Source organism: Chitinophaga flava, from assembly GCF_003308995.1.
GTDB lineage: Bacteria > Bacteroidota > Bacteroidia > Chitinophagales > Chitinophagaceae > Chitinophaga > Chitinophaga flava.
In genome coordinates this window covers 2170350-2196486 of sequence record NZ_QFFJ01000002.1, presented here as the reverse complement: position 1 = coordinate 2196486, position 26137 = coordinate 2170350, and the positions used below count along the sequence as shown (strand labels likewise).

The following is a 26137-nucleotide window of genomic DNA, read 5'->3' as shown; positions in this document are numbered from 1 at the left end:
GCCTACAGCTTTAAACAAGCATAACACGACAATGTACACGAATTACCAATAGCAACAATATGCTACAGCATCAACATGCAGGCTACAAATTTTTCCTTATGAATTCAGCTAACACAAACAACTAATACATTCGGAAATGATACATGACACTAAGGATTCTTAAATGAAAATGGAATAGTTTCTTTAATGATTATTCTGTGTTTTGGTGGTTGTCCTTTTTAAAGGATTTCATTTTTCTAAAAAATTTTGGGATACCAAGTAATGGTAAAAGATTACTTTTTTTTAGAAACCACGGCAAAGATATAAAAGGAATTAACAACACCAAATTTTTTTAATCCACAAAAAAATAAATAACTTAAAAAATCATAAAAACAGCCACCATAAACATTTTTAAGTAAACAATTTGGATTCCTATCTATAAAATAAACATTATTACAATTTAAATTTCCACAAAAAACATCTGAAAAAATGGAAAAAACTACCATTCAGATGCAGTGACTTCCGTTATCCTACGATTCAAAAAACACTACAGCCAGATCCTGATTCAGTTTTTTTTCATACCGTTACTATTATAAACGATACCACCTAACTCCAAAGTCATTGTTACCACTGTAAAAAATCTGATCCGGCTTAATCATCCTGCATCTGGACAAGCTTAAACTATCAAACCATTTACTTGTAATCAAAGTATAACAGACAGCCCGATATCGTTCGTGGAAACAAATACGAGATTATTTTACTTGTTCAGGTAAGGAAGAATACCAACGTCTTTCGAAAGGTCAATGACCTCATGATGGTTCTATGCGCGAGGTTTGAAACTTACCTGTGATCCCGCTGGAATTATAGACAAGTACTGATGAAATACAGATAAATCTACCTTGATAAGTACAGGAACTGCCATTCCTCCTAAATTCCGGAACTGTAAATTCGTCCGTATATCGTCCGATCTGACCCAAAATGCACGGCTACCCGATAGAATTAAATGAACATGCAACGCCTCTACCGCCGCCTTGCGATAATATCACCCATGCCCCAAAAGAGAAATATCTATACCTTTAACAGGAATGAACCGGTATTGGTCTCCGATGAAATTCGACATTTAATATGGACAATCGGAATTGTAAAATCCTGTTATGAATAAAATCCAGGAAATAGAATCAGCACTGCAGTTAATTGACGATAGCCTACGTGCTTTTAAGCTAGATGATCAGACTTATGAAATATTTGGCATGCTAAGAAGAAGAATGGATTTGAGAAAAGATCTGCGTAAGTTAGAATGGGAACAGAAAAGTATCCTGGAAAGGCAACAGATCCGGGAAAGCGATCTATTAACAACACTCCGGTTTTATGAAAAGTATGGAGAAGAAATTAAAGATAAATGGATATATAGGAAAACTTATATGGAGATGACCGAAAATATCGAAAAGATACTAAAGAATGATTTCGGAGATTTAAATATACTTTTTAGGGTAATCAGGGAAGTTCTTTACAGCGGCGATTATGTAAATGTGGGAGAAAATAATTGTTTGAAGATATGTTTTCAAATCCTGTCGGAAAGAGAGATTGAAGACCCTGTAGTTAATGATTTTCTTTACAATTATGAAGTATTGATTTCTATGAAATTTCCTATGTAAAAGGATTAGTTTGCATGATTCAATGCATGTCCTCGCGGCCTTCATGGTAAGACTCTACAATAAACTTGTCAAAGGCAAAAAATCCGGCGTTTACGCTCCAGCCCTGGTATTCCTTGCTGTAGCGAAGAACTACGACCGCGTCAAAATCTGTTTCATCACTGTATCCGTTTGTCTTAAATTACAAAAAAATATCGAATTAACAGTTACCAATGAAAGCAAACGGCAATTTCAATATTTTGTAACATAAAACTAATTAACCATGAAGTTCAATCTAATTTTATCGTTTTTACTTTTAGCCACTTGTTTTATTGCATTTGGTCAGAAAACGGAATCTGGAAAATCTCAAAAACACGACATGACTGTTACTGAAAAAGGCTTAATTAAGATATCTATTATGTACCCTTATGCCGAGGGTAAAACTTTCAATATGGAGTATTATGAAACTAAGCATATGCCCATGGTGGCAGGCTTTTTAGGGTCAAATTTGGTTAAATATACTATTGAAAAAGGTTTTTTGAGTGGTGCTCCTAACCAACCTTTACTTTTTATGGCCATTGGGACATTTTATGTAAAAAACTTACGTGAATATCAAGCGGCCATCACTCCAAATATAGATGCGATTCGTGCGGATTTTGCAAACTACACCAATGCCATTCCTTCCATTTTTGTGAGTGAAGTCGTAAAATAAAGCGAGCTTCTATCAAAATTTAACAAGGGGTTTTAGCGCAAAAAAAACGTAACTATCATGCAGATAGTTCGTTCTTTACAAAGCTGCGTCAACTGAAAGCCCCTCCCGGCTTTTATAGAATAAATTATAGAGTAAAAACACAAAACCTGCGCTACGCGCAGGTTTTGTCTGACCCCTGTGATCCCGCTGAAACTCGACCCCAGGATCTATACATTAGAAGTAGATTGTTCTACCAACTACTGTGTTATGAAAGAATATTTTTCTTTGCCCATTCTACAATACCGATGGTTGGTATCTGCTGTTGATAATTAAATGTCTGCTCCATCGGCCATTTGACTCCTGGATGTGTGAATACCATGCGATATCTTTTGAAAACATTATCCGGATCTTGTTTTAAAGCCGAAGACAAGTGTTCTCTGCTCCAAAGAACACATTCAAAAGTGGTGTCGAACACTTCTTCTACCTGCTCAGCAATTTGCGCAAACGTGGCTGTTTCGCCCGAAACAAACACGACCTCATTAACAATTTCAGGTTGGTGGAATAAAACCTGAATGGTCAGTTTTCCGATATCCTCACAGCAGGTAAGCGTCAACGAATGATCCCAAGCGCCCAAAGCATGGACGGTTTTGTTCTCCAGGCTGACCACACCAAAATCTTCACGGAATAAAAAACTCGTAATCATCCCGGTAGATACGATTACCCATTGGGTCTTATCCTGAGCGCGCAGGAGGTCCCTTACATCAAGCTGTTCGTCAAAAACAGGCTGGGCGCTCCCTCTTCCAATTTGATCATAGTCAGCTCCAAATTGCCATGGCACATAACGCCTGACTGCGCCCTCCAATACGGCCTCCGTAATTTTTACCTGCATACCTTGCCCAATCGAAAAACCGCTACAGCAGATCACCGTATCATAGTGCCCAAATACTTCTGCCAATTCCGCCACCGAACTCGTAACAAGATCTATGGTTTCAAGTTTTACATTCCGGAATGGCGCATTTTGTTCGAAATGCTGAATGACTTCTTTATTAGGCTGTACCAGTGCAGCAATATTCTAGTCTAACTGATGTGCTTCCTGATAGTCATACAAGCCCTGCAACATAGACAGGCCGACTTCTCCTGTTCCAATTACTAAAAATGAGTTGTTCACCTTTGATCTATTTTAAATACTAAAATTGTTTACGGTACAAAGGTATACCGGCAGGAAAGTCATCAAGATACAAGAAAACCGTAAATAGATGCAAAAATCCTATGTTGTTCTATAAGCAAGTGGGGTGGTATTGGTAAGTTTCTTATAAAAATTCAGGAAATGGGATGTTTCCTGAAAATTCAAACACCAGGCAATCTCTTTCACTGAATAATTGGAGTGTCTTAATAGTACATTAGCTTCTTCGACGATGCGTTCGTGAATGATTTGCTGGGTTGTTTTGCCCGTTGCCTTCTTGAGCGAGTTATTCAGATAATCGACCGTGGTATGTAGCAAATCAGCAAAATAGGCTGGCGTCTTACCTGCCAGTGTTTTTTCCGGGCTGATATTGAAAAAAGCATTTTCGAGCACATTGAAGAAGCGTTCGCCAAGCGTATCCTCCGTATGCATAGGAACAAGGTCGTTGCTATTTATTGATTTTTGTATGTAATGGATGATGTCAAACACGCGACTACGCACCAGATGTTCTTTAAAAGGATAATCTGAATCCTTCTCTTGTTCTATTTCCAGCATAAGCCGGGACAAATAATTGTACTCCTCCTTGCTTAAGGATCGGACATAAACCTCCCGTTCTTTGAATACCGGCCAATTTCGCAAGTTCAGTTTTGCAGCTCCCTTGAGAAAGCTTTCACTGCACACACAATAAGTGCCACTGAAGTTTTTATCATCTGTTATGAAACCGGATCTTGTCATCGGTTCTGTAAATACAATCGAATAACCGGAGATGGGGAGTTGCTCGTTATTGGAATAATAGGTGGCGGTCCCATTTAACAGGGCAATCTTGTAAAAAGGTTTGCGTTGCAAACGCGCACACGCAGATAAATCATTTTTTAAATTTTCCCAATGAAAAACATCAAAATGACCTAAAAACGATTGATCATTAAGTTTAGTCCCATCAATGTATTGATCATAAAATATTCCTATTTCTTTGTACATGTGCCAAACCGATAATTAAGACAAATTCAATCTGGAATGATACTACAAATTAGTAAATAATCAGCGTCGTCCGACTAAAATAAATGATGCGCCAGCAGAAATTAAATTAATAATCAAAGCGTAAAAAACGATATATACTTCTTCATATCTTAGTAAAAGCTCGTTAACCTGTATAAGGTACGGGAAAGAAATCGGGGTTATACAAAAGAAACTCGACTAAACGTTCAACTAAAAAACAAAACCCCGCGCAATGCGCGAGGTTTCTAAAATTCCAGTGATCCCGCTGGGACTCGAACCCAGGACCCATACATTAAAAGTGTATTGCTCTACCAACTGAGCTACGGAATCATTGAATGGGCGGCAAAGATATAAAAAACTATTTCATTGTCAAATCTTTACACACTTTTTTTTAAAATTTTTTCTAACCACCCGCCATACCACCACTAAAAATTATCAGACCTTGATTAAAATATTAATATATATTTGCTCCGCATTTTGGATATGTGAAGTCTAAGTTTTAACCCTGAATTATAGAAAAGCCTACAACCATTTTTATTATCCCTATCAAGATCTTCAATGCAATCAGGAAGGAGACTATTTCTCAAAAATGCTGCTTTAATACTGCCAGCGGTGACATTTATGCCATCTTCACTATTAAAAGCAGCTAGCAGCAAGCGTTTACGCATTGGCTTCATTGGAACAGGTACGTGGGGAAGGCAATATCTTGAAGCAGCATTATCTAACAGACAACTGGATATCAGCGCCATCTGTGAAACCAGCGATACAGCCAGGCGGGATGCCCTTAAGCTGTTTAACGCAGCAGGCTACACGAAACCGGCACTGTACGACGACTACCACCAGTTATTATCCAATCCTGCATTGGATGCGGTTATCATCGCTACCCCGGCAGATCAGCACTATGCTATTGCAGCGGCGGCACTCCGGCAGGGTAAACATGTCGCTTGTGGCCCTATTATGGGCAGCACCCTGGAAGAACACCGCCACATCGTACAGCTAAGCCGGCAAACCGGTAAACACTACTTTACACTGGATGAACACAGCTACCGCCCCGACCTGCTGGCAATGACCGCCATGGTAAAGGATGGCAGGTTCGGCCAACTGGAAAGCATATACGCAGGAGCCTGTTCTATCAATATTCCACAGCAGGAAAACGGCTATCCATTATATCCTATGGCATTGATGGAAAACTTACTGCGCCTGTCTGATGCCAACAAATACACTGCTCTCCGGATAGAAAAAAACACCGAAGAATATGTGGTTAAAGTAAAAAATCCGAAGAGCGGCAAAACCTATTCAAGTATCCGTCAGGGTGAGATCACGACTATCTGCCTGAGCACCACAACAGGTCAACAGGTAAGACTACAGGCTGAAGCGGGCCACAGCACCGGATTTCGTATCAAAGGCACCACTGGCAGCTGGGTAGACTATACCGGCTCCATATACCTGCAAAACAACGCCCATCCACAAAACGTATGGGAAAGTGCAGCTCCTCACCTCCGCCAATATGCTGTTGCCACAACGGGAGCTACGTCACTCGCTCTATCCGGTTTTATCAATATCATTCAAAATAAGTCACATCATTTACCTGTTTATGCTGCCGCAACCAACAGTGTGATAACAGTACTTGCAGCTAAATCTGCCAGACTGGGAGGCGCTTCACTGGCCTTCCCGGATTTTACAACCGCGTCATAAAATTCAACTGAAATTTTTTTCAAATAAAATCTAATCTACTAAGGAAATGGATCCAATTCTTGCGATGATCTTCGCTTTTGGGGGCAATTTTGCACCTGTTGGTTATGCTTTCTGTGATGGTACACTGGTTGCTATCAATAACAATCAGGCACTATACGCTCTTATAGGAATCACCTATGGTGGCAATGGCACCGCTACCTTCGGACTGCCCGATCTGAGGGGACGCTCTATCATTGGTACAGGTCTGCCCGCCTGGGGAGGTCTTAACTACACTCCCGGAGTAGTTGGCGGTAGTGAGACCGTTACGTTGACAATTGCCAATCTTCCCCAACACACACACGCGGCTGTAGTGAATAACCTCACCGTAACACTGCCTGCCAGCAATACGATCGGAACCAGCAATACGCCTGGCCCTACCATGGTACCAGCTGCATTGCCCACCCTCGGATCAGGTCCCAACTCCCTCCCGGTCAAAGGTTACAGCGATGCTGCTCCCAATACCAACCTCTTACCAGGTACCGTAAATGGTAATATGACCGTAGGCATGACAGGTAACAATACAGCTGTTTCCATCCGCCCCCCTTACATGGCTATGACATACCTCATTGCTATACAAGGTGTCTTTCCATCCAGATCATAATGAGCTTAAGACCACCACTGACGATAGGATTACTCACCCCCTACTCGGGGGTGTATCCGTATTATTCTGCCCACCTGGCCACCGGATGGCTGATCGGGATGGGACTGGACCCTGCACGCCAGCAAACAATTCAGTTCATTCCTGAATTTACCAGAAGCGGACAACCCTCCGCCACAAAGGAGGCTGCACAAAAACTATTATTCTTTAACAGAGTAGACGTGCTGTCCGGACTGGTCAGTTACAAATCAGTGCCAGACCTCATCCCCATTGTGGAATCACAGGGTGGTACGGCATTTCTGTTTGATATGGGGGAACTCATTCCCTACTTTCCCCATATTAGCCCTCATATGTTTTATGCATCGCACCAGATATGGCAGTCCCAGTACTCCTTGGGACGCTGGGCCCAGCAAAGGTTTGGTGATGCAGGACATATTGTAATGCCTGGTTATGAAGCAGGCTACCACTTAAATACTGCTTTTTATCAGGGTGCAGCCGCTGCCGGAGGTACTACCATCCGAAGCACCGTACTGCCAGAAGATCCCTCCAACAAGAACGCCTTACATCTCGATGCATTTTTTAAGACCATCGAAAATGACCGGCCACCCTATGTACACGCCATCTTTAGCGGCAATATGGGCACACAGTTCCTGGATGCCTGGAAAAACAGCCGTTTTCATAAAACGATTCCGCTGCTTGTAGTAGAGTCTATGGCCTATGACGACATCCTTGCCGATGTACAACACCATGAACTGGAGATATACAGTGCCCTCACCTGGATACGGGAAGATGAAAGCAAAGAGAACAGATTATTTGTAAAAACCTTCGAACAGATTGCGCAGCAACCAGCCAATATTTTTGCATTGATGGGTTATGAAGCAGGACTGGTGTGGAGAGAACTATTACCCCATGCACAAAAAAGAGACTGGCAGACAGTAAAACAATATCTGTGCAATTCCACCATCAAAGGTCCCCGCGGCGAAAAAGGCTTCCACCCTTCAACAGGACTGGGCTTACCGGTATCCAATATTGTAAGCATCAATACTACTGCCAATAAAATAAATAAAATCATTCTCGACCAGGGTAAAGGCATCCGCTTCGATGATACTACACTCAAATCCATACACGATGATTGTATATCCGGTTGGCTAAACCCTTTTCTCTGTATCTAACAGATCTATATGAAAAAATTTTACACCCGGAGTATCCGATTATTCCTGTTTACCTGTATAACAATGTTATGCAGCCTGCATGGGATAGCCCAGTATACCCTCACCCAACTTGAATCCGGAGGCTCCTATACTGCGGTAGCCAAAGATAATAGCAATAATATCTACACTACCAGATTTAACCCGACGACCCAGCTTTACGACCTGGTAAGGTTCGCAGGAGGCGCAGGCACGGGAACTGTTATCTATTCAGGACTCTCTCGCAATAGCCCTGTCTTTCCCTGGGGAATTGCAGTCAACTCCATCGGAGATATTTTTGTACTCAATTCCTTTGCATCAGCAAACGGACAGATCATCCGCCTTAGAGCCCCATCTTATACTATCGTTGATGTCGTTCAGACAGGCAAATATTACTCTGCGATAACAGTAGACGCTTTAGACAACATATACACCCTCGAATACGATGGTGCGTCCAGGTATCAGGTAATGAGATATAGAGCAGGACTTGAAGACCAACCTGGTGCCGTTGTCAGCCCTGGTGTACCCCTTCCCGGTGGAGGAACTAGCTATCCATGGGGCATTGTTGTTGACTCCTACAGAAACATTTATATTACTGATTTTCTTGAAAACAATTCAGGCGGAGCACTCATCAAACTGACTGCCCCGTCATACACCCCCACTACCCTCTTTACCGGTAGAAACGTGACTGCCCTCGCCATAGATGGTGCAAACAATATCTATACTACCGAGTTACTTACCTCTACTACCTCACAGATAGTAAAATATACCGACCCTACACAGTCCGGAACGGTTATCAATACAAGCTTAACCAGCAACGCTCCTATATATGCCTGGGGACTTGCTGTCACCAGCAATGGAACTATTTTCGCCGGCGATGGTGCAGCATCAGCGCCAGCCGGAGGACGCCTGATCAAACTGGCTCCTCCCACCACTTCCGTATCCAGTGTCACCAGAGTCAGTGCCTCTCCTTCAAATGCAAATACAGTCACCTTTAAAGTGACTTTCAGCAGCAGTGCCGTCAATATTACAAGCAGCGCATTCAACTTAACCACCACTGGCGTTACAGGCGCATATATTGCCATCGTTTCAGGCTCCGGAACCACTTATAATGTAGTGGTTAATACCGGCAGCGGAAATGGCACTGTCAGATTGAATGTAAATGGTACTGGTATAATACCCACGGTAACAAACGTACCTTATAATACAGGGGAAGTTTATAGTATTGATAAAAACCCTCCGGTTATATCACTTAGCATCAATAACGGCGCAGCGTATACGAATTTAAGGGACCTCACGTTGACATCGTCTGCCACCGACGAAGATCCCCCTACCTCGCTGCAGATGCGCTTCTCTCCTGACAGCACCCTCTGGAGTGCCTATCAGCCCTACAGTACTTCCAGCACCTATACTGTTTCTGCCGGTGATGGTCCGAAGAAAGTATATATGCAGGTAGAAGATCTCGCTGGCAACGTAAGTGGCACCAGCGCAACTATTACACTCGACCAGACACCTCCGGTAGTGTCTCTCTCATCCTTTCCACCACCGGTCACCAACCAGCAATCAGCCACCTTCCAGTTCTCCGCTGATGAACCGATCCAAACCTATAATGGTAAACTGGATGCAGGCACGTTCGGAGTTGTTACCAACCCTGTTACATTAACCGGTTTGACTGAAGGTGTACATACCTACTCCGTCAATGGTGTGGACAGAGCAGGAAACGCCTCCACTAATTCCGTGTATGCGTGGGAGATAGATCTTACCCCTCCTACTGTACTAAGCGTATCAACACCGGCAGCTGGAACTTATGGTATCGGAAAGGCGTTGGACTTCACCGTGAATATGAGCGAAATCGTGTATACTAACCCCAGCCCTCTACCTTCCCTGGACTTAATAATCGGTTCTTCTCTCAAAAAGGCTATATACGTTTCCGGGTCTGGTACTAATTCATGGACTTTCAGATATACAGTACAGGATGGCGACAATGATTCCAACGGCATCACAATCGGCAGCGTAATAAACACCAACAGTAATACCCTCACAGACGCAGCTGGTAACAATCTTGTTGTTACGTTAAACAACGTGGCCAACAACACCGTACTGGTCAATAGTAAGCGGCCTGTGGCGACCTTCACTACTCCCGTTATCGTAAATGCAACAACCGTACGCATCGGAATATCTTTCGATGAACCAGTGAAAGGTATAAATGCAGGAAGTATAACAGCATTAGGCGTTCCCGGCGGTATCACTGTTACCAATGTTACACCTAACAGCACCACCGCTACTACCAGCTATACCTTCGACCTGCTGTTCCAGCCGGGCAACAAAGGCACTGTGAATCTGAATTTACCTACGGACGTCTCCACCAGCGCCGCTTCTCTCAACGGCAATATGTCTGCCAGTACAACTTTTTCTTTTGATAATACCGTACCGGTGGTAACTTCCGTAGGCCAACCGATAGATGGTTATTATAAAGCAGGCCAAACACTGACTTTCACCGTCAATTTCAGTAAAGCGCTTACCGTACAACCAGGCGCCAGCCCACTGTACCTACCGATTGTTATTGGCACAACCACTGTACAAGCCCCTTATCAAAGTGGTTCCGGCAGCACAGCCCTTACTTTCAGTTATATGGTACAACCGGGAGATAATGACGCCGACGGTGTTTCCCTTGGCAGCTACCTCTCTGACGCAGGCGGAAGATTGAGTGATGGTTATGGCAACACCACCAATCTCCTGTTAACCAATGATAATAACCTCAATGGTGTGAGAGTAAATACAATCATACCAACTGTCAACATTTCGACGACTGCGGCATCAGTAGTCAATGGTTCGTTCACTGCTGATATCACCTTCAGCGAAAAGGTAATCGGATTGACGGCCAGCTCATTTGTAACAACCAATGCCTCTGTTGACAATCTCAACACCACAGATTATATCCACTATACAATAGACGTAACGCCAGCTATTGACGGCCTGGTTAAAGTTTCCCTACCAGCCGGGGCAGCACAGAATATTGGTGACAACGATAACAGCGCCTCCAATGAGCTGCAACGGACGGCCGATTTTACGCCACCAGTAGTAACTGCAGTTACAGGGCCTGCAAATGGTTATTATCACGAAAATGAAAACCTCACTTTCACCGTGAAATTCAGTGAAATCGTGAATGTAAATACTGTTGGCGGTACTCCATATATGGCCATCAACCTGGCTTCCGGTGTTGTACCGGCATACTATGTAAGTGGTTCCGGTACCAATACTTTGACCTTCACCTACACCGTACAAGCGGATGATGACGCACCTCAGGGCGTTACCCTGGGCGCAGGCATCTCTCTGGGAGGCGGAGGACTCATCACCGATATAGCCGGCAACAATGCCACACTTATACTGAATAACGTAGCAGACTTCAAAAATGTCATCGTTAACACAACACATCCATCAGTAACCATATCCACTGCTGCTCCGGCATTGGTGAATGGTGCCTTTGATGTGACAATCAGCTTCAGTGAAGCAGTAACAGGATTTACATCCGGTGCTATTATCGTCACTAATGGCAGCGCCGGCACACCAGTATCTGCAAACGGCATCACCTATACGACTACTATCACACCTGGTACAGATGGCGTTATCACCATCAGCGTACCCGCTAACGCCGCCATAAACATTGCCAGAAATGGTAACACTGCGTCTACCACTACACTGCAGCTGACGGTTGACAAAACCGCTCCGGCACTGCAAAGCTTAAAGGTGCCCAATAATGGTTGGTACAAAACCGGTGATAACCTCGACTTTGAACTAACGTATAATGAACCGGTTAAAATAAGCAGCGGTACGCCTTACTTCCTGTTACAGATAGGCACTACAAACGTACAGGCCAATTATAGCACAGGGTCCGGCACCAACAAACTGATCTTCCGCTATACCGTACAAAACGGAGATCAGGACCTCAACGGTATCGCCTATACGCCCAATCTGGTACTGACAACAGGCACTTTCACAGACCTGGCCGGAAATGCTGCACCAACAGCTTTACTGGCGGTATCCACCAGCAATGTATTGGTGAACACCATTCCTCCGGCAACCACCAAAGTAACGCTGCCAGCCAATGGATACTACAATGCAACAAACACACTGGTATTCACCGTGGAATTCAACCAGCCGGTAACCACCATCGGTATTCCTAGCCTGCCGGTGATCATTGGCACTAACACGGTTAATGCAATATACGTGGGTGGTTCAGGCACTAATATCCTCTCCTTTAGTTACACCGTTCAGAACGGAGATATGGACATGGACGGTATTGACCTGGGCACCGCACTGCTGCTCAACGGTGGCTCCATCAAGAACGCTGCCGGTCTGGACGCAATACTGACACTGAATGGTGTACAAAACACCCATCAGGTAAATGTCAACACCAATCACCCCACTGTTACAGTAACTACCACTGCTCCGGCCCGTATCAATGCACCGTTTACCGTGAAGGCCGAATTCAGTGAAGCAGTAACAGGACTGGGCCTCAGCGGTATCCAGGTAACCAATGGCAATGCCAGCACATTACAAACAACTGATAACATCCGTTACACATTCACTGTGACGCCTGTTACCGATGGAAATGTAACCGTTTCCATACTGGCCGATGCAGCCAAAAACATCGGTATCAATGGTAATCAGGCTTCCACTCCCCTCAATGTAGTGGCTGATATGACAGCACCGGTAGTAACATCCGGACAACAGTTCAACATCAACCAATACAGTGCTGCCGGCACCAATATCGGACAGGCAGCTGCTACCGATGCATCCGGTGTACTGCAGAACTGGACTATTGCCTCAGACCCATCCGGAGCCTTTAGCATAGATCCTCTTACGGGCAAGATCACGGTAAAAGATGAAACCCTGCTGAACAGCAAGGTAAATACCACCGTTACTATATCCGTAACCGTTAGTGATGGTCTGAATACCAGTGTGGCCCAGGATGTGAAGATCACTGTCGTTTATGTACCACTGGCACCTACAGATATCACTATCAATAATACAACGGTCAGCGAAAACGTTCCGGCCGGAGCACTGGTAGGTAAATTCACTACCATCACGAAAGAGCCGGGAGCCACCTTTACCTATACACTGGTATCAGGTACTGGCGCCGACGACAATGCCGTCTTTAATATCTCCGGTGATCAGCTGCTGACCAACGCCACATTTGTATATGCAGTTAAGAATGCTTATGCTGTCAGAATCCGTACTACCCAGAACAACGGGCTGTATACCGAGAAAGTATTCACTATTCGGGTGCTTCAGGTCAACCAGGCACCTACGCTGGACATTATACCAGACCAGGTAATGTGCAGTATCACAGACAAACAAACCTATCAGCTCACAGGGGCATCCCCTGTGGAGGCAGGCCAAACGCTTACTTACTTTGTACAGTCCGACAAGGCATTCTTCAGCACACTGACCATAGATGCTGGTGGTCTTCTCTCCTATAGCCTGAAACCCAATGTGAGCGGTACCGCGAATATTACCGTAACGGTAAAAGACAATGGCGGCACCTTAAACGGTGGCGTGGATACACTTCGCCGCACCTTCGCGCTGAAAGTGAAAGCCCAGCCACAGATCATCATCACATCGGATAAAAACGGCGATATATCCAAAGGAGATATTGTCACCCTGACAGCCACCGGCGGTAATAGTTACACCTGGACCCGTGCTGACGGTATCCTCGATGGTCAGCAATCTGCCACCCTCCGGATCAGGCCATTACAGAACACTACGTATGAGGTAACCGCTACCAACCTGGACGGATGTACAGGCGTACAACAGATCAATATCAAAGTAACAACAGACTTTAAAGTAGATGCTACCAATATCCTGACACCGAATGGTGATGGCAAAAACGATAAATGGGTAATTCGTAATCTGGACAGTTATCCAAACAACGAAGTAACTATTTACGACCGTACCGGCCGCGTGGTATTCCATCGCAGGAACTATAGTAATGACTGGGATGGCACCCTGAACGGGCGTCCGCTCAGTGAAGGCACCTATTACTACCTGCTGAAAATTGACGGTACTGATAAAGTAGCCAAAGGATTCATCACAATCATCAGAGACTAATTATATGATTATGATAAAGAAACTATATACGTCTTTAATTGTGTTTACCGGTATCTGTTTGTCCCTGAAAAGCCAGGGACAGACACTCGGTAATTCGCAGGCATTGCTGGAACCCTCCGGCACACAGTATTTCCAGAATCAGTACCTCGCCAACCCGGCGATGGCTGGTCTGGATACGGGTCTGCATATCAATGCCTCTTACCGCAACCAGTGGAATGGTATGAATGGCGCGCCCGTCACCAAATTTGCTTCGGCAGATATTAAAGTGGAAGAACGTATGGGCGTGGGCGTGAATATCTTCAACGATGTGGCCGGTCTGATCAACCGTACGCGTGTGGGACTCAGCTATGCTTACCGCATTCCGCTGGGTCAGCCTCATCAGCAGCTGAGCTTCGGCCTGTCTGCCGTATGGAACATACAACGCCTCAACGTAAAAGATGTAAACGGCGATATGAACGACCCCGCCTTTGGCGCCTTCAACCGTCGCGATAACTATTTCGAAGCGGAATACGGTATGGCCTATACGGACGAGCACCTGAATATACAGGCCTCTCTGCCCAATATCCGGAACATGGTTACCAACAGAGACGAGGGCATAAATGGTGGAAGCATATTCTTTTCGGCGGTCTCCTACAGATTCCGGCCCCAGGGCAGTGTACTCTCCTCCATCGAGCCTAAACTCTGTTTCCGTGGTATCAGAGGTTACGACAATATCCTCGATGCCGGCTTCAATGTTACCTTCCTGGACAATGTGGCCAATATCATGACGATGTACCACAGCTCCAAAAGCCTCACTACAGGCCTGGGCGTTAACATCATGAAAACACTGGGTATCCAGGCCATGTATACTTTCCAGACCGGAGGCCTCAAAACTTATGTGAATGGTACCTATGAAATAGGCGCTACCCTTCACCTCTTTAAATAATATCAGGAGCCAGGGCTTAAGCTTCAGACCGTAATCGTCAATTCAATCTAATTTAGCCCAGGACTTCAGTCCTGGGCTATTTAAAAATATATTTTGTACTAATCAGTAAAGTATTTATTTTTGTTTTGACAATCGATACATACAATGGCAGGAAGACCTAAAATATTTGATAACGAAGAAGTGATTAACAAGGCCATAGCGGTATTTTGGTCTAAGGGCTATGAAGCCACGTCTACCGAAGATTTGCTGGAGGCCATGGGCATCGGGAAAGGCAGCTTTTACCTGGCATTCAAAGGCGGGAAAAAAGAGCTGTTTGAAAAAGTGCTGGAGCAATTCCGTCAGCAAGCCGATGCCAGGATGATAAAAGAGCTGGCCAATAGTGATAATCCGCTGGACGTGATCCGCAACCTGTTTTACAACATTGCCCATGCACCCAAAAAAGTGCATCACAACGGCTGTTTCTTCGGCAACACTATTGTGGAACTGGCCAGCATAGAACCACAACTGATGAACAAATCCGTTGGCCTGCTACAGCAGCTGGAAGATACCTTTCGGGAAATCATTATTGCCGCACAAAAACACGGGCAACTCAAAAACAGCATGAGACCCGATCTGCTGGCCAAACACCTTATCACCGCCTGGAACGGCTTGAACGTTACCAGACGTATGTATCCCGATGAAAAAACATTGCTGCCCCTGATCGAAATTCAACTCCAGGTCCTGACCTGATTTTTTTTAAGCAATATTGTACCATTTAGTACACAATTATAATCTTTCAAAAATCATTCAAAAATGAACACCTCCATCACCTTCTCCCCTGCTACTTTTAAAACCGTACAGGTAAACAACGTAGAAATCTTTTACCGCGAAGCGGGTCCGGCAGACGCCCCTGTAATCCTCTTGCTACACGGATTTCCATCTTCGTCCCACATGTATCGCAACCTGATGAATCACCTGTCCGCCAGATACCATGTGATCGCACCTGACTATCCGGGTGCAGGGCTGAGCAGCCGGCCGGCCAGGGATGTATTTGAATATACATTTGACCAGCTGGCGCTCATCATGGAAAAATTCATCGACACCATCGGATTAACCCGGTTCAGCTTATATGCTCAGGACTTCGGCGGACCAGTGGGTTTCAGGATTGCCAGCAAAAGACCCGAACTGATTGAAGCGCTCCTTATACAGAACGCGAACGCCTACACGGAAGGGCTGGCACCCAGGGTACACGAACTGGCAGCCCTCGTAAACAGTGGCAATGAAGAAGCGCTGCAAAACGTATTGGATAGTATGCTTTCCCTCGAAGGAATTAAGGGAAACTATTTTCATCCCGAAACAAATCCGGAAAGAATAAACCCTGATGGTTACCTCCTGGACGACTACTTTATGCAGGTCCCCGGCACAAAAGACATACAGGCCGCCTTATTGCGTAACTACCAGCACAACTTTACGCAATACAACAACTGGCAACAATACTTCCGGAATCATCAACCACCTACCCTGATCGTATGGGGTAAATATGATCCGATATTCCTGGTGCCCGGCGCCAAAGCATACCTGAAAGATCTGCCGGACGCTGAGTTGCACCTACTGGATGGAGGCCACTTCCTGCTCGAAGAACATCATCAGGAGGTAGCTACCCTGATCGACCGCTTCCTATCTGCCAAACTTTAATGCCGCTTTTTTCATCAAAGTAAAATGCAAAAGTTGACAGCATTGGATGCCTGTCAACTTTTGCATTTTACTTTGAAAAAGGTAAGACTACCAGTTCATCCCGGGCAGGCATTCTTTCAAAAACCAATGTGGGGTTAACAACAACATGGAATAGACCATCACTTCAGCCGGTACGTAATCATAGCCTTCCCGTAAACCGTATTATCCACCCCGAAGTTGCGGATAGTATCATGCTGCGGACTAAACAGTTTATAGCTTCCAAACAGTCCCATACCTCCCTGCAACTGGAACCAGAAATTTTTATAGATACGCTGGTTAAACTGTACCCCGGCATGAATAGTCGAAAACTGGGCATAATCAATTTCCTTTCCTTCAAAATCTTTATAATTCTGCAGGTTGTATTTGGTCCAGTCAATAGAGCCCGCAATGCCCACCTGTGTGTTTTTAGACAGGTTATATACAAAATTCAGCCTGGGCCAGTAAAACTGTCCCATCCACTTACCATTATTGCTTTTGTAATCTACAGAAATCCCGGGTGTGATCAGAAACTCATGGAAAGAGTACATCACGTGGACTCCCAGGCCCACTTCAAGGTTGGAATGTTTACCGAATCTTTTGGACACGCCATAAATACCATCCACAATCAGGTCATCAGAAGAAAGCGAACTTTTAAAATCAGATGCCAGCGTAGGTATTAATATTCCTAGCACCGACCACTTCTTCGCGATAGGATGCCTGACGATCATCATTGCTTTTACTTCATGAATTTTATCCAATTGATAAAGATGTTGTGTTTCAGACCGGTCAAAAGAAAAATCCATCAACCGGTAGTTTATATTGGAAAAAATTTCGGTCTTCCCGAAATGCAGCGGGGGCAAAGGCAACCAGGCATCATAGGTATTATACTTAAATTTATTTCCACTCAAACCACTGCCTTCAGGCAGATCGTTGAACTGGCTTTCTGAATGCGTGGTAAATGAAACACCCACCAGATCTTTAATAGTTTGTGCAAAAATATGATTCGAAAATAAGGTAAGCGAAACAACCAGTATAGATTGACGTAGTAAGCTTTTCATGTTTTCCTTTGAATTTGATATTACAAAGGTCGCATGCGGTGCTCATCTCCTTTAGAACAGAATCTACCTTTACTAGGACAAACTTTGCATCAGGGAAGCCCTATATTCAGAAGGTGTTAACCTCGTTATCTTTTTAAAAAGACGGCCAAAATAACCAGGGTCTTCATAATTGAGTTCAAATGCAATAGACGAAATATCTTTGGTAAAGTCCTGCAATAAAAGCTGGCTGTGTAAAATATTCACTTTGTTGATCCATTCCTTGGGTGCAGTGCCCATCGTTTGCTGCACACAACGGTTCAGATAATTCACGGAAACCGCCAGTTTATCTACATAAAAAGAAACGGATCTTTGCTCAATATGATGTTTGTACACCAGTTCCTTAAATGCAAAGGTAATCTCGCTGCTGCGGTTCACGTTTTTCTGCTGCTCCTTGTCTGAAGCTATAATCTTCATCAGTGCTGCCTGAAACAGCGAATAACAAACATCCAGGTCGGGTACGCTGTAGTACATTTCATGGGTTAACAAGCTGAAAAGCGGGGTTAACCAGTTACTCGTTTCATCAGACAACTGAATGACCGTATTGGTGCTGAAAAGGTGGATCAGTTTTTCCTTTGATAAAAGATGATTGAGCGTACTATCTTCAAATACAATAATATGCCCTTCCACATCTGGGCTCACGTCTTTTAAAGCAGTCATATTCCCCTGCTTCACAAACAATACATCATGGGCATAAATGGATTGAATAATGGCATCTACCTGTTGCCGGGCACTCCCCTTTGTGAGGTGAACGATAAAATTATAGTCGGGCCTGTAGAGTGGGGTCGGCAAATTAATAAACCGGGCGGTCTCTTTTATGTCATATATCTGCAAAGGCACTCCCAATGTCTTGAAAACCGGCGGTATTTCGGACATATAATGACGTTCGAAGTCAATCGGTGCGATAGTTTTAACTTTCATACTTCACTTGATTCAAATGATATGACACTTCGTGCCTCTTTTACCCCTATGCTCCCTGATGCAACAATTGGATAAAATCTGATGCATAACATTTTAAATTAGGCTGAATGCATATATTGCTTTTTTACCGTACTCCACAATAATGAGTATTGTACAACTAAATTTATACCCCTCCGGCATATCCATCCAATACACGAAAAACAACTATTGTCATGTCAAAGTATAACCTCGAAGCCAGGTACTTTGTGCTGGAGAATTTACGGAAGCTGGATGACACGCTGCTGGATACGCTTTGGCAGCTGTTTGTCCGGATCTGTAAATTCTGGCAGACAACAGAAACGCCTGAGGCCATGAAATCTGATTTCCTCATTTTTATCTCCAACCGCATTGAAATGGATATCAGATACCTGGCCGAATATGTTAATTACGGAGATGTCATCCAGGAACTGACAGACGAACTGGGAGAAGAAGCCGCCTTTCAAAAGTTATTTACGGACGCTGCTGCCAACATTACACCGGCCTTCACCAACCTGGCCAGGGCAAAGCAGCTGGTGGTAAATGAACTGATCGCCTTAAACCTCTCGCTGGGCGGGTTTAAAACCTTTGGCAACCCAGCCATAGCACAAGGTGTACCCATCAACTATCCCGGATATATCGGAGGAATGAACCGCAGAGACCATACCCCTTATCGTAAAAAAGCAGATTAAATCATGCAAACAGAAATTGTGGTGATCGGCTCCGGCGTGGCCGCTACCGCCCTGATCACCAAAATACTGGCCGAAAGGCCCAATACATCCATTACCGTACTGGAAGCAGGCGGAAAAATAAAACTGCGGGATTGGGCCCTGTTTCAGAATTACCTCATCACTAACAAGCTGCCATTCGACAACCAGAATATTTATGATTCCTGTCACGATTTGTCTTACCCCGACAGAGACAAACCAGGAGAGAATAAATTTGAAGGAGACACAGAGATTCCGATGGTAGGTGCACGTGCTTTCCTCTATGGCGGCTCTACTGTACACTGGGGCGGCTGGTCTTTCCGGTTAAAACCCGAAGACTTTCAGCTGCGTACCAGCCTGAAAAATAAAGGTATTGCTCCGGGAGATGTTATTGACTGGCCTTTCGGCTACGAGGAAATGGAACCCTACTATCACGAAGCAGAACACTTTATCGGCGTCTCCGGCGACTCAGAAGACACTACCACGCCCCGGTCAGGAAAATATCCCTTCCCGGCTTTTCCTTTCACCCTGGAAGACGGGCTGTTTATCGATGCCTTCAAAAAATTCACTGAACCGGTCAGTTATTCTCATTTGCCTATAGCCCGTTATGGCGACACCCATGCCAATAACAGCCATGGTCCCTGTCATACTACCGGGTTATGCAAATACTGTCCGTTTGGCGCCCGGTTTGCAGCTGCCAATAACCTCGATGACCTGGTACAATCCGCCCGGTACCCGCATCTTCAGATCCTCACCAATGCCATCGCAGATGAAATACTGATGGACAGCAAAACACATGCTACCGGCGTTAAGTATCTCAACCAAAAAAATGGCGCCTGGGAAACAATCCATGCAAACATCATCATCAACGCTGCAGGAGCCATTGAAGGTGCCAAGCTGTTACAACGTTCTGCACTGGACCGGTGGAAAAATGGTATCGGCAACGACTACGATCTGGTAGGCAGGTTCCTCATTACACACCCTTACTTTTTTTACAAAGCCGTGCTGCCAGCCAATCCACAAATGCTTCAGCCTGAAATGGGCTTCCCTACCCTGGTATCACGTTACTATGATAGTCCGGCCGAACAACACAAAGGGAAATTTATTCTTGTCAATCCACCCAGTTCTCCCAAAGTAAATCTGGCCCGCTCCATGAGCAACGGCAAAACAAGAGATGAAATCATCAAATCCATACAAACCAATACTACCGTACAACTGCAGGGTCTCATAGAGGTCTTCAGCGACCGTAGAAACCGCGTGGTAAACTCAGAAAAGAAAAACAGATTCGGAATGAGGGAAACAAAAATTGACTTCTACAAAAGCGGAGACTTTGACAACAGAATGAAAGAAGTGGAAGCCATCACTAAAACCATCTTCGGCCATATGAACGCGGTAGATCCGGGAATAGAAAACGCCATTTCCTGGCGGGCCGACCATGCTGCCTGTACTACCAGAATGAGTAACAGCCCTGAAGAAGGTGTGGTAAATCCCGATCTGAAAGTACATGGCACCTCCAATATTTACATGTGTTCCAATGCTGTTTTCTCTTCACTGGGCGCTGTAAATCCTACCCTCACACTCACCGCCCTCTCTTTAAGGCTGGGCAGTCATTTATTAAACCAATTAAAAGCTTAGGCCTCTTCAAATATGAATCTGCAAGATCAACTGTTACCTGTCCGTGAAAAGCTGCAAAAGGCGATCGAGCTGGAACTGGCCACCATTCCGCCTTACCTGACCGCCATGTTCAGCATCCGTCCCGGCACCAATGCCATGGCTGCTTCCATCATCAGAAGTGTGGTCATGGAAGAAATGCTGCACATGCTGCTGGCTGGCAACCTGCTGTCCGCCATTGGCGGCAACGTTAGACTCGGGAAAGAGCAGATTCCCGTATATCCCGTTCAGATGGAGTTTCAGGGTAAACAGTTTAAAAACCGTCAGTTCGATATACACCTGGCTGCCTTCAGCAAAGACACCATCGACGTTTTCCTTCAGATTGAACTACCGGATGGATGGACGGTCAGTCCACTCGAATTTGAGCGTATTACCATACCCGGATTCACCATTGGGGAATTTTACCGGGGGATAAAAGATGATCTCATTGATCTCTGCAACACATATGGAGAAAAAAATGTATTCACCGGCAAAAAGGAAAACCAGGTTTCAGAAGAATATTTCTGGCGTGGCGGCGGCACACCTATCGTTGTGACCAGCCTTGCAAACGCCACAGCAGCCATAGACCTCATCGTAGAACAGGGTGAAGGCAGCTCTGTAAACACTGTTGTAAAAGCTTTCAGCTTTGCCGGAACTGATGAGGTACCACACTACTTCCGCTTCAATGAAATTTACCACGGTCGTTTGTACAACAAAAATGATGATCCATATCACTCTCCCACAGGAGCTGTTATTGATGTCGATTATACGGCTGTTTTTCCCATTAAAACCAGTTGTAAAAGCAGCGATCTCCAGCAATTCCCTGAGCTGAGTTATCTCAACAATCTCTTCAACAACAATTATACGACCATGCTTTCTCACCTGGAAGAAGGTTTTAATGGCAATCCCGCTGCCTTTTATACCGCCATCCTGAACGGCATGCATAAACTATCCCCGATAGCATACAACCTCGTACAGCTGCCTATTCCAGGCGATCCCAAGGGAAGACATGCTGCACCCAGTTTTGAATGGCACAGTGATCTCTTATAAAAACCTACCTGTTATGAATAAAATCTATCGTATCGAAAACGGCGTGGTGGTACCCGACGGTACTACTGTTTACGAAATCATAGGACCGATACAGTCCAAACTGGCAAAGCTTCCTATCATAGATGCGGAAAGTCTTGCCTACGGAGAGCTGGCCCCCGGCGAAAAATCACATGTACATGTACATCCCGTTATCACACACCTTACCTGGGTGGTGTCCGGCACGCTCACTGTAGGCATGAAAGATACTGCCAGCAACGATATGTATTATATAGAAGTAAAAGAAAGGGAAACAGTGCTCACACAGCCCGGGACTTTTTTCCAGCTGCTCAACAACAGTGGCCAGCAATGCCAGGTATTATACATCGTAGCCCCTGCCTTTATTTTTGAAGTAAACGAACAGGGCGAAGTACTCTACAACGACCAGATAGTACTGGACCTCAGCTGGGACCAGCTACGGCAGCAGAACTGGCAGATACCTGAATTACAGAACATGGAAAAAATCATAGCCGACAGAGAAGCATCAGTACAACGATTAAAACAAAAATAGATGACATATGGGAAGCATGATCGAAATAAATGACACCCTGCTGATCACCACAGAACAGGGCTTTCCCGACAACATCCTTCATCTTGAAAAACATATAAAAGAACCCGTAACCATAGACCAGGTCCATGGAAAACTGTTCTCCTTTTATAAAAAAGAGCGGGTAAGGATTTATCAGACCGACCCTGTGCGTGTTTATCTCGTACAGAATATCGACGGGAAATGGTTGTTCTGGGGGAAAATATACATACAGTCCCAGTCCATCAACAAAAAGCTGGACGCTCAAGGCAACTGGACAATAGACAACTGGGAAACCAGCGGCACATTTATCATCACCGACTTATACGAGCCTGCGTATCAGCAGGAGTTCACCAAAAGAGAATCACCCGCAGGCAAAAGCTATTTCTAAGCAAACAACAGTTATGGATTCGTTTATCTTAAAAAGAGGCAATACGACCATTCAACTTGACAAAAGTGAAGACCAGGTTGCTTTACGTCCGGGCAGAGCGATGGACCTGGAGGCAGCAATGCCTGCGCTGGAAGGCGACATGGAATGGTCTGACACCCATAAAAAGCTGGGCGGTTTTCATCTCATCAATATCAAGGGTACCGGGGATATTGATAAAACATTGGATCAGCTACGTGAACATGAGCTGATAGATAGCTGCACCCATGTCTATCACACCCCCAAAAGCCAGGTGCCATATGTCCCCACCGGCAAGCTCACCTTACGTTTTGCTCCAGGCACCAGCGATGAAACAAAACAAAACATCCTGGATAACTACAAACTAATGGTGGTAAACTCAAGGGTAAAGGAAAATGCATCCGGTGATAAACAGGAGACATTTATTGTAGCCATCACCCCCGATTCTATGAATCCGCTGAAAGTAGCCTACGAATTACAGCAGAATGAAAACATCACCCTGGCCGAACCGGACCTCTCTACCCCCGGAAAACTCGCCCAGTTTGATTTACCAGGCGACCCGCTTTTTAAAGAGCAGTGGCACCTGAGAAATTCGGGGACTCAGTTTGGCAGTAGCCTTGGCCTTAAAGAAGGGGCTGATGCCAGAGTAGTAGAGGCCTGGCAGAAAATGCAATCACTGGGAAACCCCGACTGTATCATCGCTGTCATCGATGATGGCTTTGACCTGAGTCACCCCGACCTTGGAGGTGAAGGTAAGATCGTAGCCCCCTGGGATTTCCAGACGTTATCACCAGACCCTTCCCCGCGTAAGAAAACCCCTTTCGGTGGTGATTACCACGGGACCGCCTGTGCAGGCCTCGCGCTGGGAAGTAACAACAACGAAGGCATAACAGGCGTTGCTCCCCACTGCAGACTGATGCCCATCCGATGGAACGAAAATATTAATGATGATAACATAGAAGCCTGGTTTAATTACGCCACCCAAAACGGCGCCTGGGTGCTCAGTTGCAGCTGGGGAGCTTCACCAGCGTATTATGTTCTGTCTACCCGGCAGCTGGAAGCTATCGAAGACTGTGCCCGCAATGGCCGCAATGGACTGGGTTGTGTCATCGTTTTTGCAGCCGGCAATGCCAATGCTGATATCAACGACCCGCAGAACGAATCTGTAAACGGTTTTGCCATTCATCCGGACGTCATTGCTGTAGCAGCATCTACCAGCAGAGATGAACGGGCCGGTTATTCAAACTATGGCAAAGAAATATCCGTATGTGCCCCTACCGACGGCCAGGGAGGCCGCGGCCTGCTCACCACCGACGTAAGAGGCACTTTTACCTTTCAGGGCATTGACTATGCTGCTGGCTATGATGTGGGCGATTATACCAAAACATTCGGAGGCACCTCCGGCGCTGCGCCCGTAGTAGCGGGCGTCTGCGCACTGATACTCTCCCACAACCCCGCATTAAAATCCTCCGACGTTAAACAGATCATTCAAACCTCCTCCCGTCGTATCGGTAACCCCACCGACTATACGAACGGACACTCTGTCTATTACGGCTATGGCTGCGTTAATGCTGCCGCTGCTATTGATATCACTTCAAACCACCCATTCACATGAGCTCAACAACAAACGACCCCACCAGAAACACCGCCGCCGCTGTGTCCCCCCAGGAATTATGGGGGCCTGTAAGACATAAATTCATCGCGATGGAAGCTGATAAACAGCTGACACCCCAGGCGCAAAAGGCCGTCAGCTCCCTGCTGGCTCCCCTCGGACAAAGCAGCCTTGCAGAAGTAGCCACCTGGGCCGATGAAATAAAAGGTAATGCACCCAACGACCCCGAGACCACACAGTTCCTCAAGGATTTTCCCAATATGGTGCATAAACACTGGCATTTTGTAGACTTGCCACTGGGCGCCACCAACTATGACCGGCAACAGTACGCCCCCTTCACCAGCGATACCGATGTAGTACAGATGATCGCAAAGTCAGTAGATGTTTTACAGGGGAATTCCCAAATCATGAGTAAGATCAATGCGCTAAGATGGCTCACCCATCTGATAGGCGATCTGCACCAACCCCTGCACGTAGCTTGTTGTTATATTGACAACAGTACCGCTCAACCCGCACTGCTCACTGATCCCACAGTCATTGTTCAGAAAGGATTGACACATCAAAGTGATCAAGGCGGTAATTTACTGCTGCTGCCGATGGAACACGAAACGACCCTCCATGCCTACTGGGATTCACTGATCCCTTCCGTTACTCCCGCAGCTGCCGCTGATGCATTACACGTGGAGCTGACAGCTTCGCCCACAGGCGCACCCCGTACCTGGGCCGAGTCCTGGGCTATGGATTCCGTCAACAAGAGCAGACAAGCCTATCAATCCTTAAAAATCACCGACAAAGCAGATAAAAAATTTCATGTTTCCTGGGAAGGAGAAAAAGCCTACAATAATCGTTGCGCACCATTGGTGGGAGAACAACTAGTGCTGGGTGCCCGGCGCCTGGCTTTAATAGTAAACACACTGTTCCCTGCATAATATCTACTCAAAAATCGACACGCAGCCCAGCCAAATTCAGTAATTAGTTGGGCTGCTAAATTTAACCCCATAAGCAACAAACAACAGAAATGAATGTTATGATTCCATACGATATATAATAAACACTCTTACCAATACGACAACTTTAGTAAAATATTTTCTGTAACCCTTCTCCTATGCCTTCATCAACTGGCTCCTCACAATTATACACAGCCGTTACCACAAAAATACTTATTAACATTTACAAGTTATTAACAATAAAGCCGTCTGCATTAGGTAAAATTGCGCCTTGAAAATTTATTCACCGAAAAAATACACCGAATGACAAAATAAAATCCCACCTATCAATTTAAAACCCATTTATGAAAATATAATAAATGGTCGATCAATGGTATGATCGTGTCAGTTTTAGAGAAGCCTACCTTCTGTAAAACCGAATAATCCCATAAAAAACAAAAATTAAA

The 26137-nt window shown here is 45.2% G+C and carries 20 protein-coding genes and 1 tRNA gene; 16 read left to right on the top strand and 5 right to left on the bottom strand.

The window, feature by feature from the left end:
* The first annotated feature begins 1133 nt into the window (after positions 1-1133).
* Together DF182_RS25000 and DF182_RS24990 are read left to right on the top strand one after the other, a co-directional pair.
* Complete coding sequence (locus DF182_RS25000) at positions 1134-1634, top strand: hypothetical protein (RefSeq protein ID WP_113618500.1); 501 nt, start codon at positions 1134-1136, stop codon at positions 1632-1634.
* A gap of 259 nt (positions 1635-1893) precedes the next feature.
* On the top strand, positions 1894-2322 hold the full coding sequence (locus DF182_RS24990) for an EthD family reductase (protein WP_113618498.1): 429 nt from the start codon (positions 1894-1896) through the stop codon (positions 2320-2322).
* A 244-nt stretch (positions 2323-2566) separates the two neighbouring features.
* On the opposite strand, the gene DF182_RS24985 is transcribed toward DF182_RS24990, so the two are convergent.
* The 3 genes from DF182_RS24985 to DF182_RS24975 form a co-directional block, all read right to left on the bottom strand.
* Positions 2567-3337, bottom strand: a complete 771-nt coding sequence (locus DF182_RS24985; protein ID WP_262511121.1) for an aromatic alcohol reductase — start codon at positions 3335-3337, stop codon at positions 2567-2569.
* 231 nt (positions 3338-3568) lie between these two features.
* Positions 3569-4462 carry a helix-turn-helix domain-containing protein gene (locus DF182_RS24980; protein ID WP_113618496.1) on the bottom strand — a complete coding sequence of 298 codons (894 nt, stop codon included), beginning with the start codon at positions 4460-4462 and terminating at the stop codon, positions 3569-3571.
* 275 nt (positions 4463-4737) lie between these two features.
* Positions 4738-4810 (bottom strand) — tRNA-Lys (locus DF182_RS24975).
* A 228-nt stretch (positions 4811-5038) separates the two neighbouring features.
* Here DF182_RS24975 and DF182_RS24970 point away from each other — a divergent pair.
* The 7 genes from DF182_RS24970 (at position 5039) to DF182_RS24940 (ending at position 16709) form a co-directional block, all read left to right on the top strand.
* Complete coding sequence (locus tag DF182_RS24970) at positions 5039-6175, top strand: Gfo/Idh/MocA family protein (protein WP_113618495.1); 1137 nt, start codon at positions 5039-5041, stop codon at positions 6173-6175.
* A gap of 46 nt (positions 6176-6221) precedes the next feature.
* Positions 6222-6815 (top strand): phage tail protein, encoded by a 594-nt coding sequence (locus DF182_RS24965; protein WP_113618494.1) that lies wholly within the window; start codon positions 6222-6224, stop codon positions 6813-6815.
* Positions 6815-7984 carry an ABC transporter substrate-binding protein gene (locus tag DF182_RS24960; protein ID WP_113618493.1) on the top strand — a complete coding sequence of 390 codons (1170 nt, stop codon included), beginning with the start codon at positions 6815-6817 and terminating at the stop codon, positions 7982-7984. Before DF182_RS24965 ends, DF182_RS24960 begins: the two co-directional genes overlap by 1 nt.
* 9 nt (positions 7985-7993) lie before the next feature.
* Positions 7994-14110: a T9SS type B sorting domain-containing protein gene (locus DF182_RS24955; RefSeq protein WP_113618492.1), complete on the top strand. Its 6117-nt coding sequence runs from the start codon at positions 7994-7996 to the stop codon at positions 14108-14110.
* 10 nt (positions 14111-14120) lie between these two features.
* Positions 14121-15035, top strand: a complete 915-nt coding sequence (locus DF182_RS24950) for a PorP/SprF family type IX secretion system membrane protein (protein WP_161964255.1) — start codon at positions 14121-14123, stop codon at positions 15033-15035.
* A gap of 144 nt (positions 15036-15179) precedes the next feature.
* Complete coding sequence (locus DF182_RS24945) at positions 15180-15764, top strand: TetR/AcrR family transcriptional regulator (protein WP_113618490.1); 585 nt, start codon at positions 15180-15182, stop codon at positions 15762-15764.
* Positions 15765-15827: 63 nt separating this feature from the next.
* Positions 15828-16709 (top strand): alpha/beta fold hydrolase, encoded by an 882-nt coding sequence (locus DF182_RS24940; RefSeq protein ID WP_113618489.1) that lies wholly within the window; start codon positions 15828-15830, stop codon positions 16707-16709.
* A 158-nt stretch (positions 16710-16867) separates the two neighbouring features.
* On the opposite strand, the gene DF182_RS24935 is transcribed toward DF182_RS24940, so the two are convergent.
* Positions 16868-17785 carry a DUF6268 family outer membrane beta-barrel protein gene (locus tag DF182_RS24935; RefSeq protein ID WP_113618488.1) on the bottom strand — a complete coding sequence of 306 codons (918 nt, stop codon included), beginning with the start codon at positions 17783-17785 and terminating at the stop codon, positions 16868-16870.
* A 72-nt stretch (positions 17786-17857) separates the two neighbouring features.
* The gene (locus tag DF182_RS24930) at positions 17858-18742 is read right to left on the bottom strand and encodes a helix-turn-helix domain-containing protein (protein ID WP_211327202.1); all 885 of its coding nucleotides are present in this window, start codon (positions 18740-18742) and stop codon (positions 17858-17860) included.
* A gap of 212 nt (positions 18743-18954) precedes the next feature.
* On the opposite strand from DF182_RS24930, the gene DF182_RS24925 reads away from it, so the two are divergent.
* From DF182_RS24925 to DF182_RS24895, 7 genes are read left to right on the top strand one after another with little or no spacing between them, the layout of a single operon-like run.
* Entirely contained in the window at positions 18955-19449 is a 495-nt protein-coding gene (locus DF182_RS24925) for a hypothetical protein (protein WP_113618487.1), read from the top strand.
* Positions 19450-19452: 3 nt separating this feature from the next.
* Positions 19453-21099, top strand: a complete 1647-nt coding sequence (locus DF182_RS24920; RefSeq protein WP_113618486.1) for a GMC oxidoreductase — start codon at positions 19453-19455, stop codon at positions 21097-21099.
* A gap of 12 nt (positions 21100-21111) precedes the next feature.
* The gene (locus DF182_RS24915; RefSeq protein WP_113618485.1) at positions 21112-22164 is read left to right on the top strand and encodes a ferritin-like domain-containing protein; all 1053 of its coding nucleotides are present in this window, start codon (positions 21112-21114) and stop codon (positions 22162-22164) included.
* Between the two features lie 13 nt (positions 22165-22177).
* On the top strand, positions 22178-22711 hold the full coding sequence (locus DF182_RS24910; protein ID WP_161964254.1) for a cupin domain-containing protein: 534 nt from the start codon (positions 22178-22180) through the stop codon (positions 22709-22711).
* A 7-nt stretch (positions 22712-22718) separates the two neighbouring features.
* Positions 22719-23117, top strand: a complete 399-nt coding sequence (locus tag DF182_RS24905) for a hypothetical protein (protein ID WP_113618483.1) — start codon at positions 22719-22721, stop codon at positions 23115-23117.
* Positions 23118-23130: 13 nt separating this feature from the next.
* Positions 23131-24747, top strand: coding sequence for a S8 family peptidase (locus DF182_RS24900; RefSeq protein WP_113618482.1), 1617 nt, complete (start codon positions 23131-23133; stop codon positions 24745-24747).
* The gene (locus tag DF182_RS24895; RefSeq protein WP_113618481.1) at positions 24744-25673 is read left to right on the top strand and encodes a S1/P1 nuclease; all 930 of its coding nucleotides are present in this window, start codon (positions 24744-24746) and stop codon (positions 25671-25673) included. Before DF182_RS24900 ends, DF182_RS24895 begins: the two co-directional genes overlap by 4 nt.
* Positions 25674-26137: the final 464 nt, after the last annotated feature.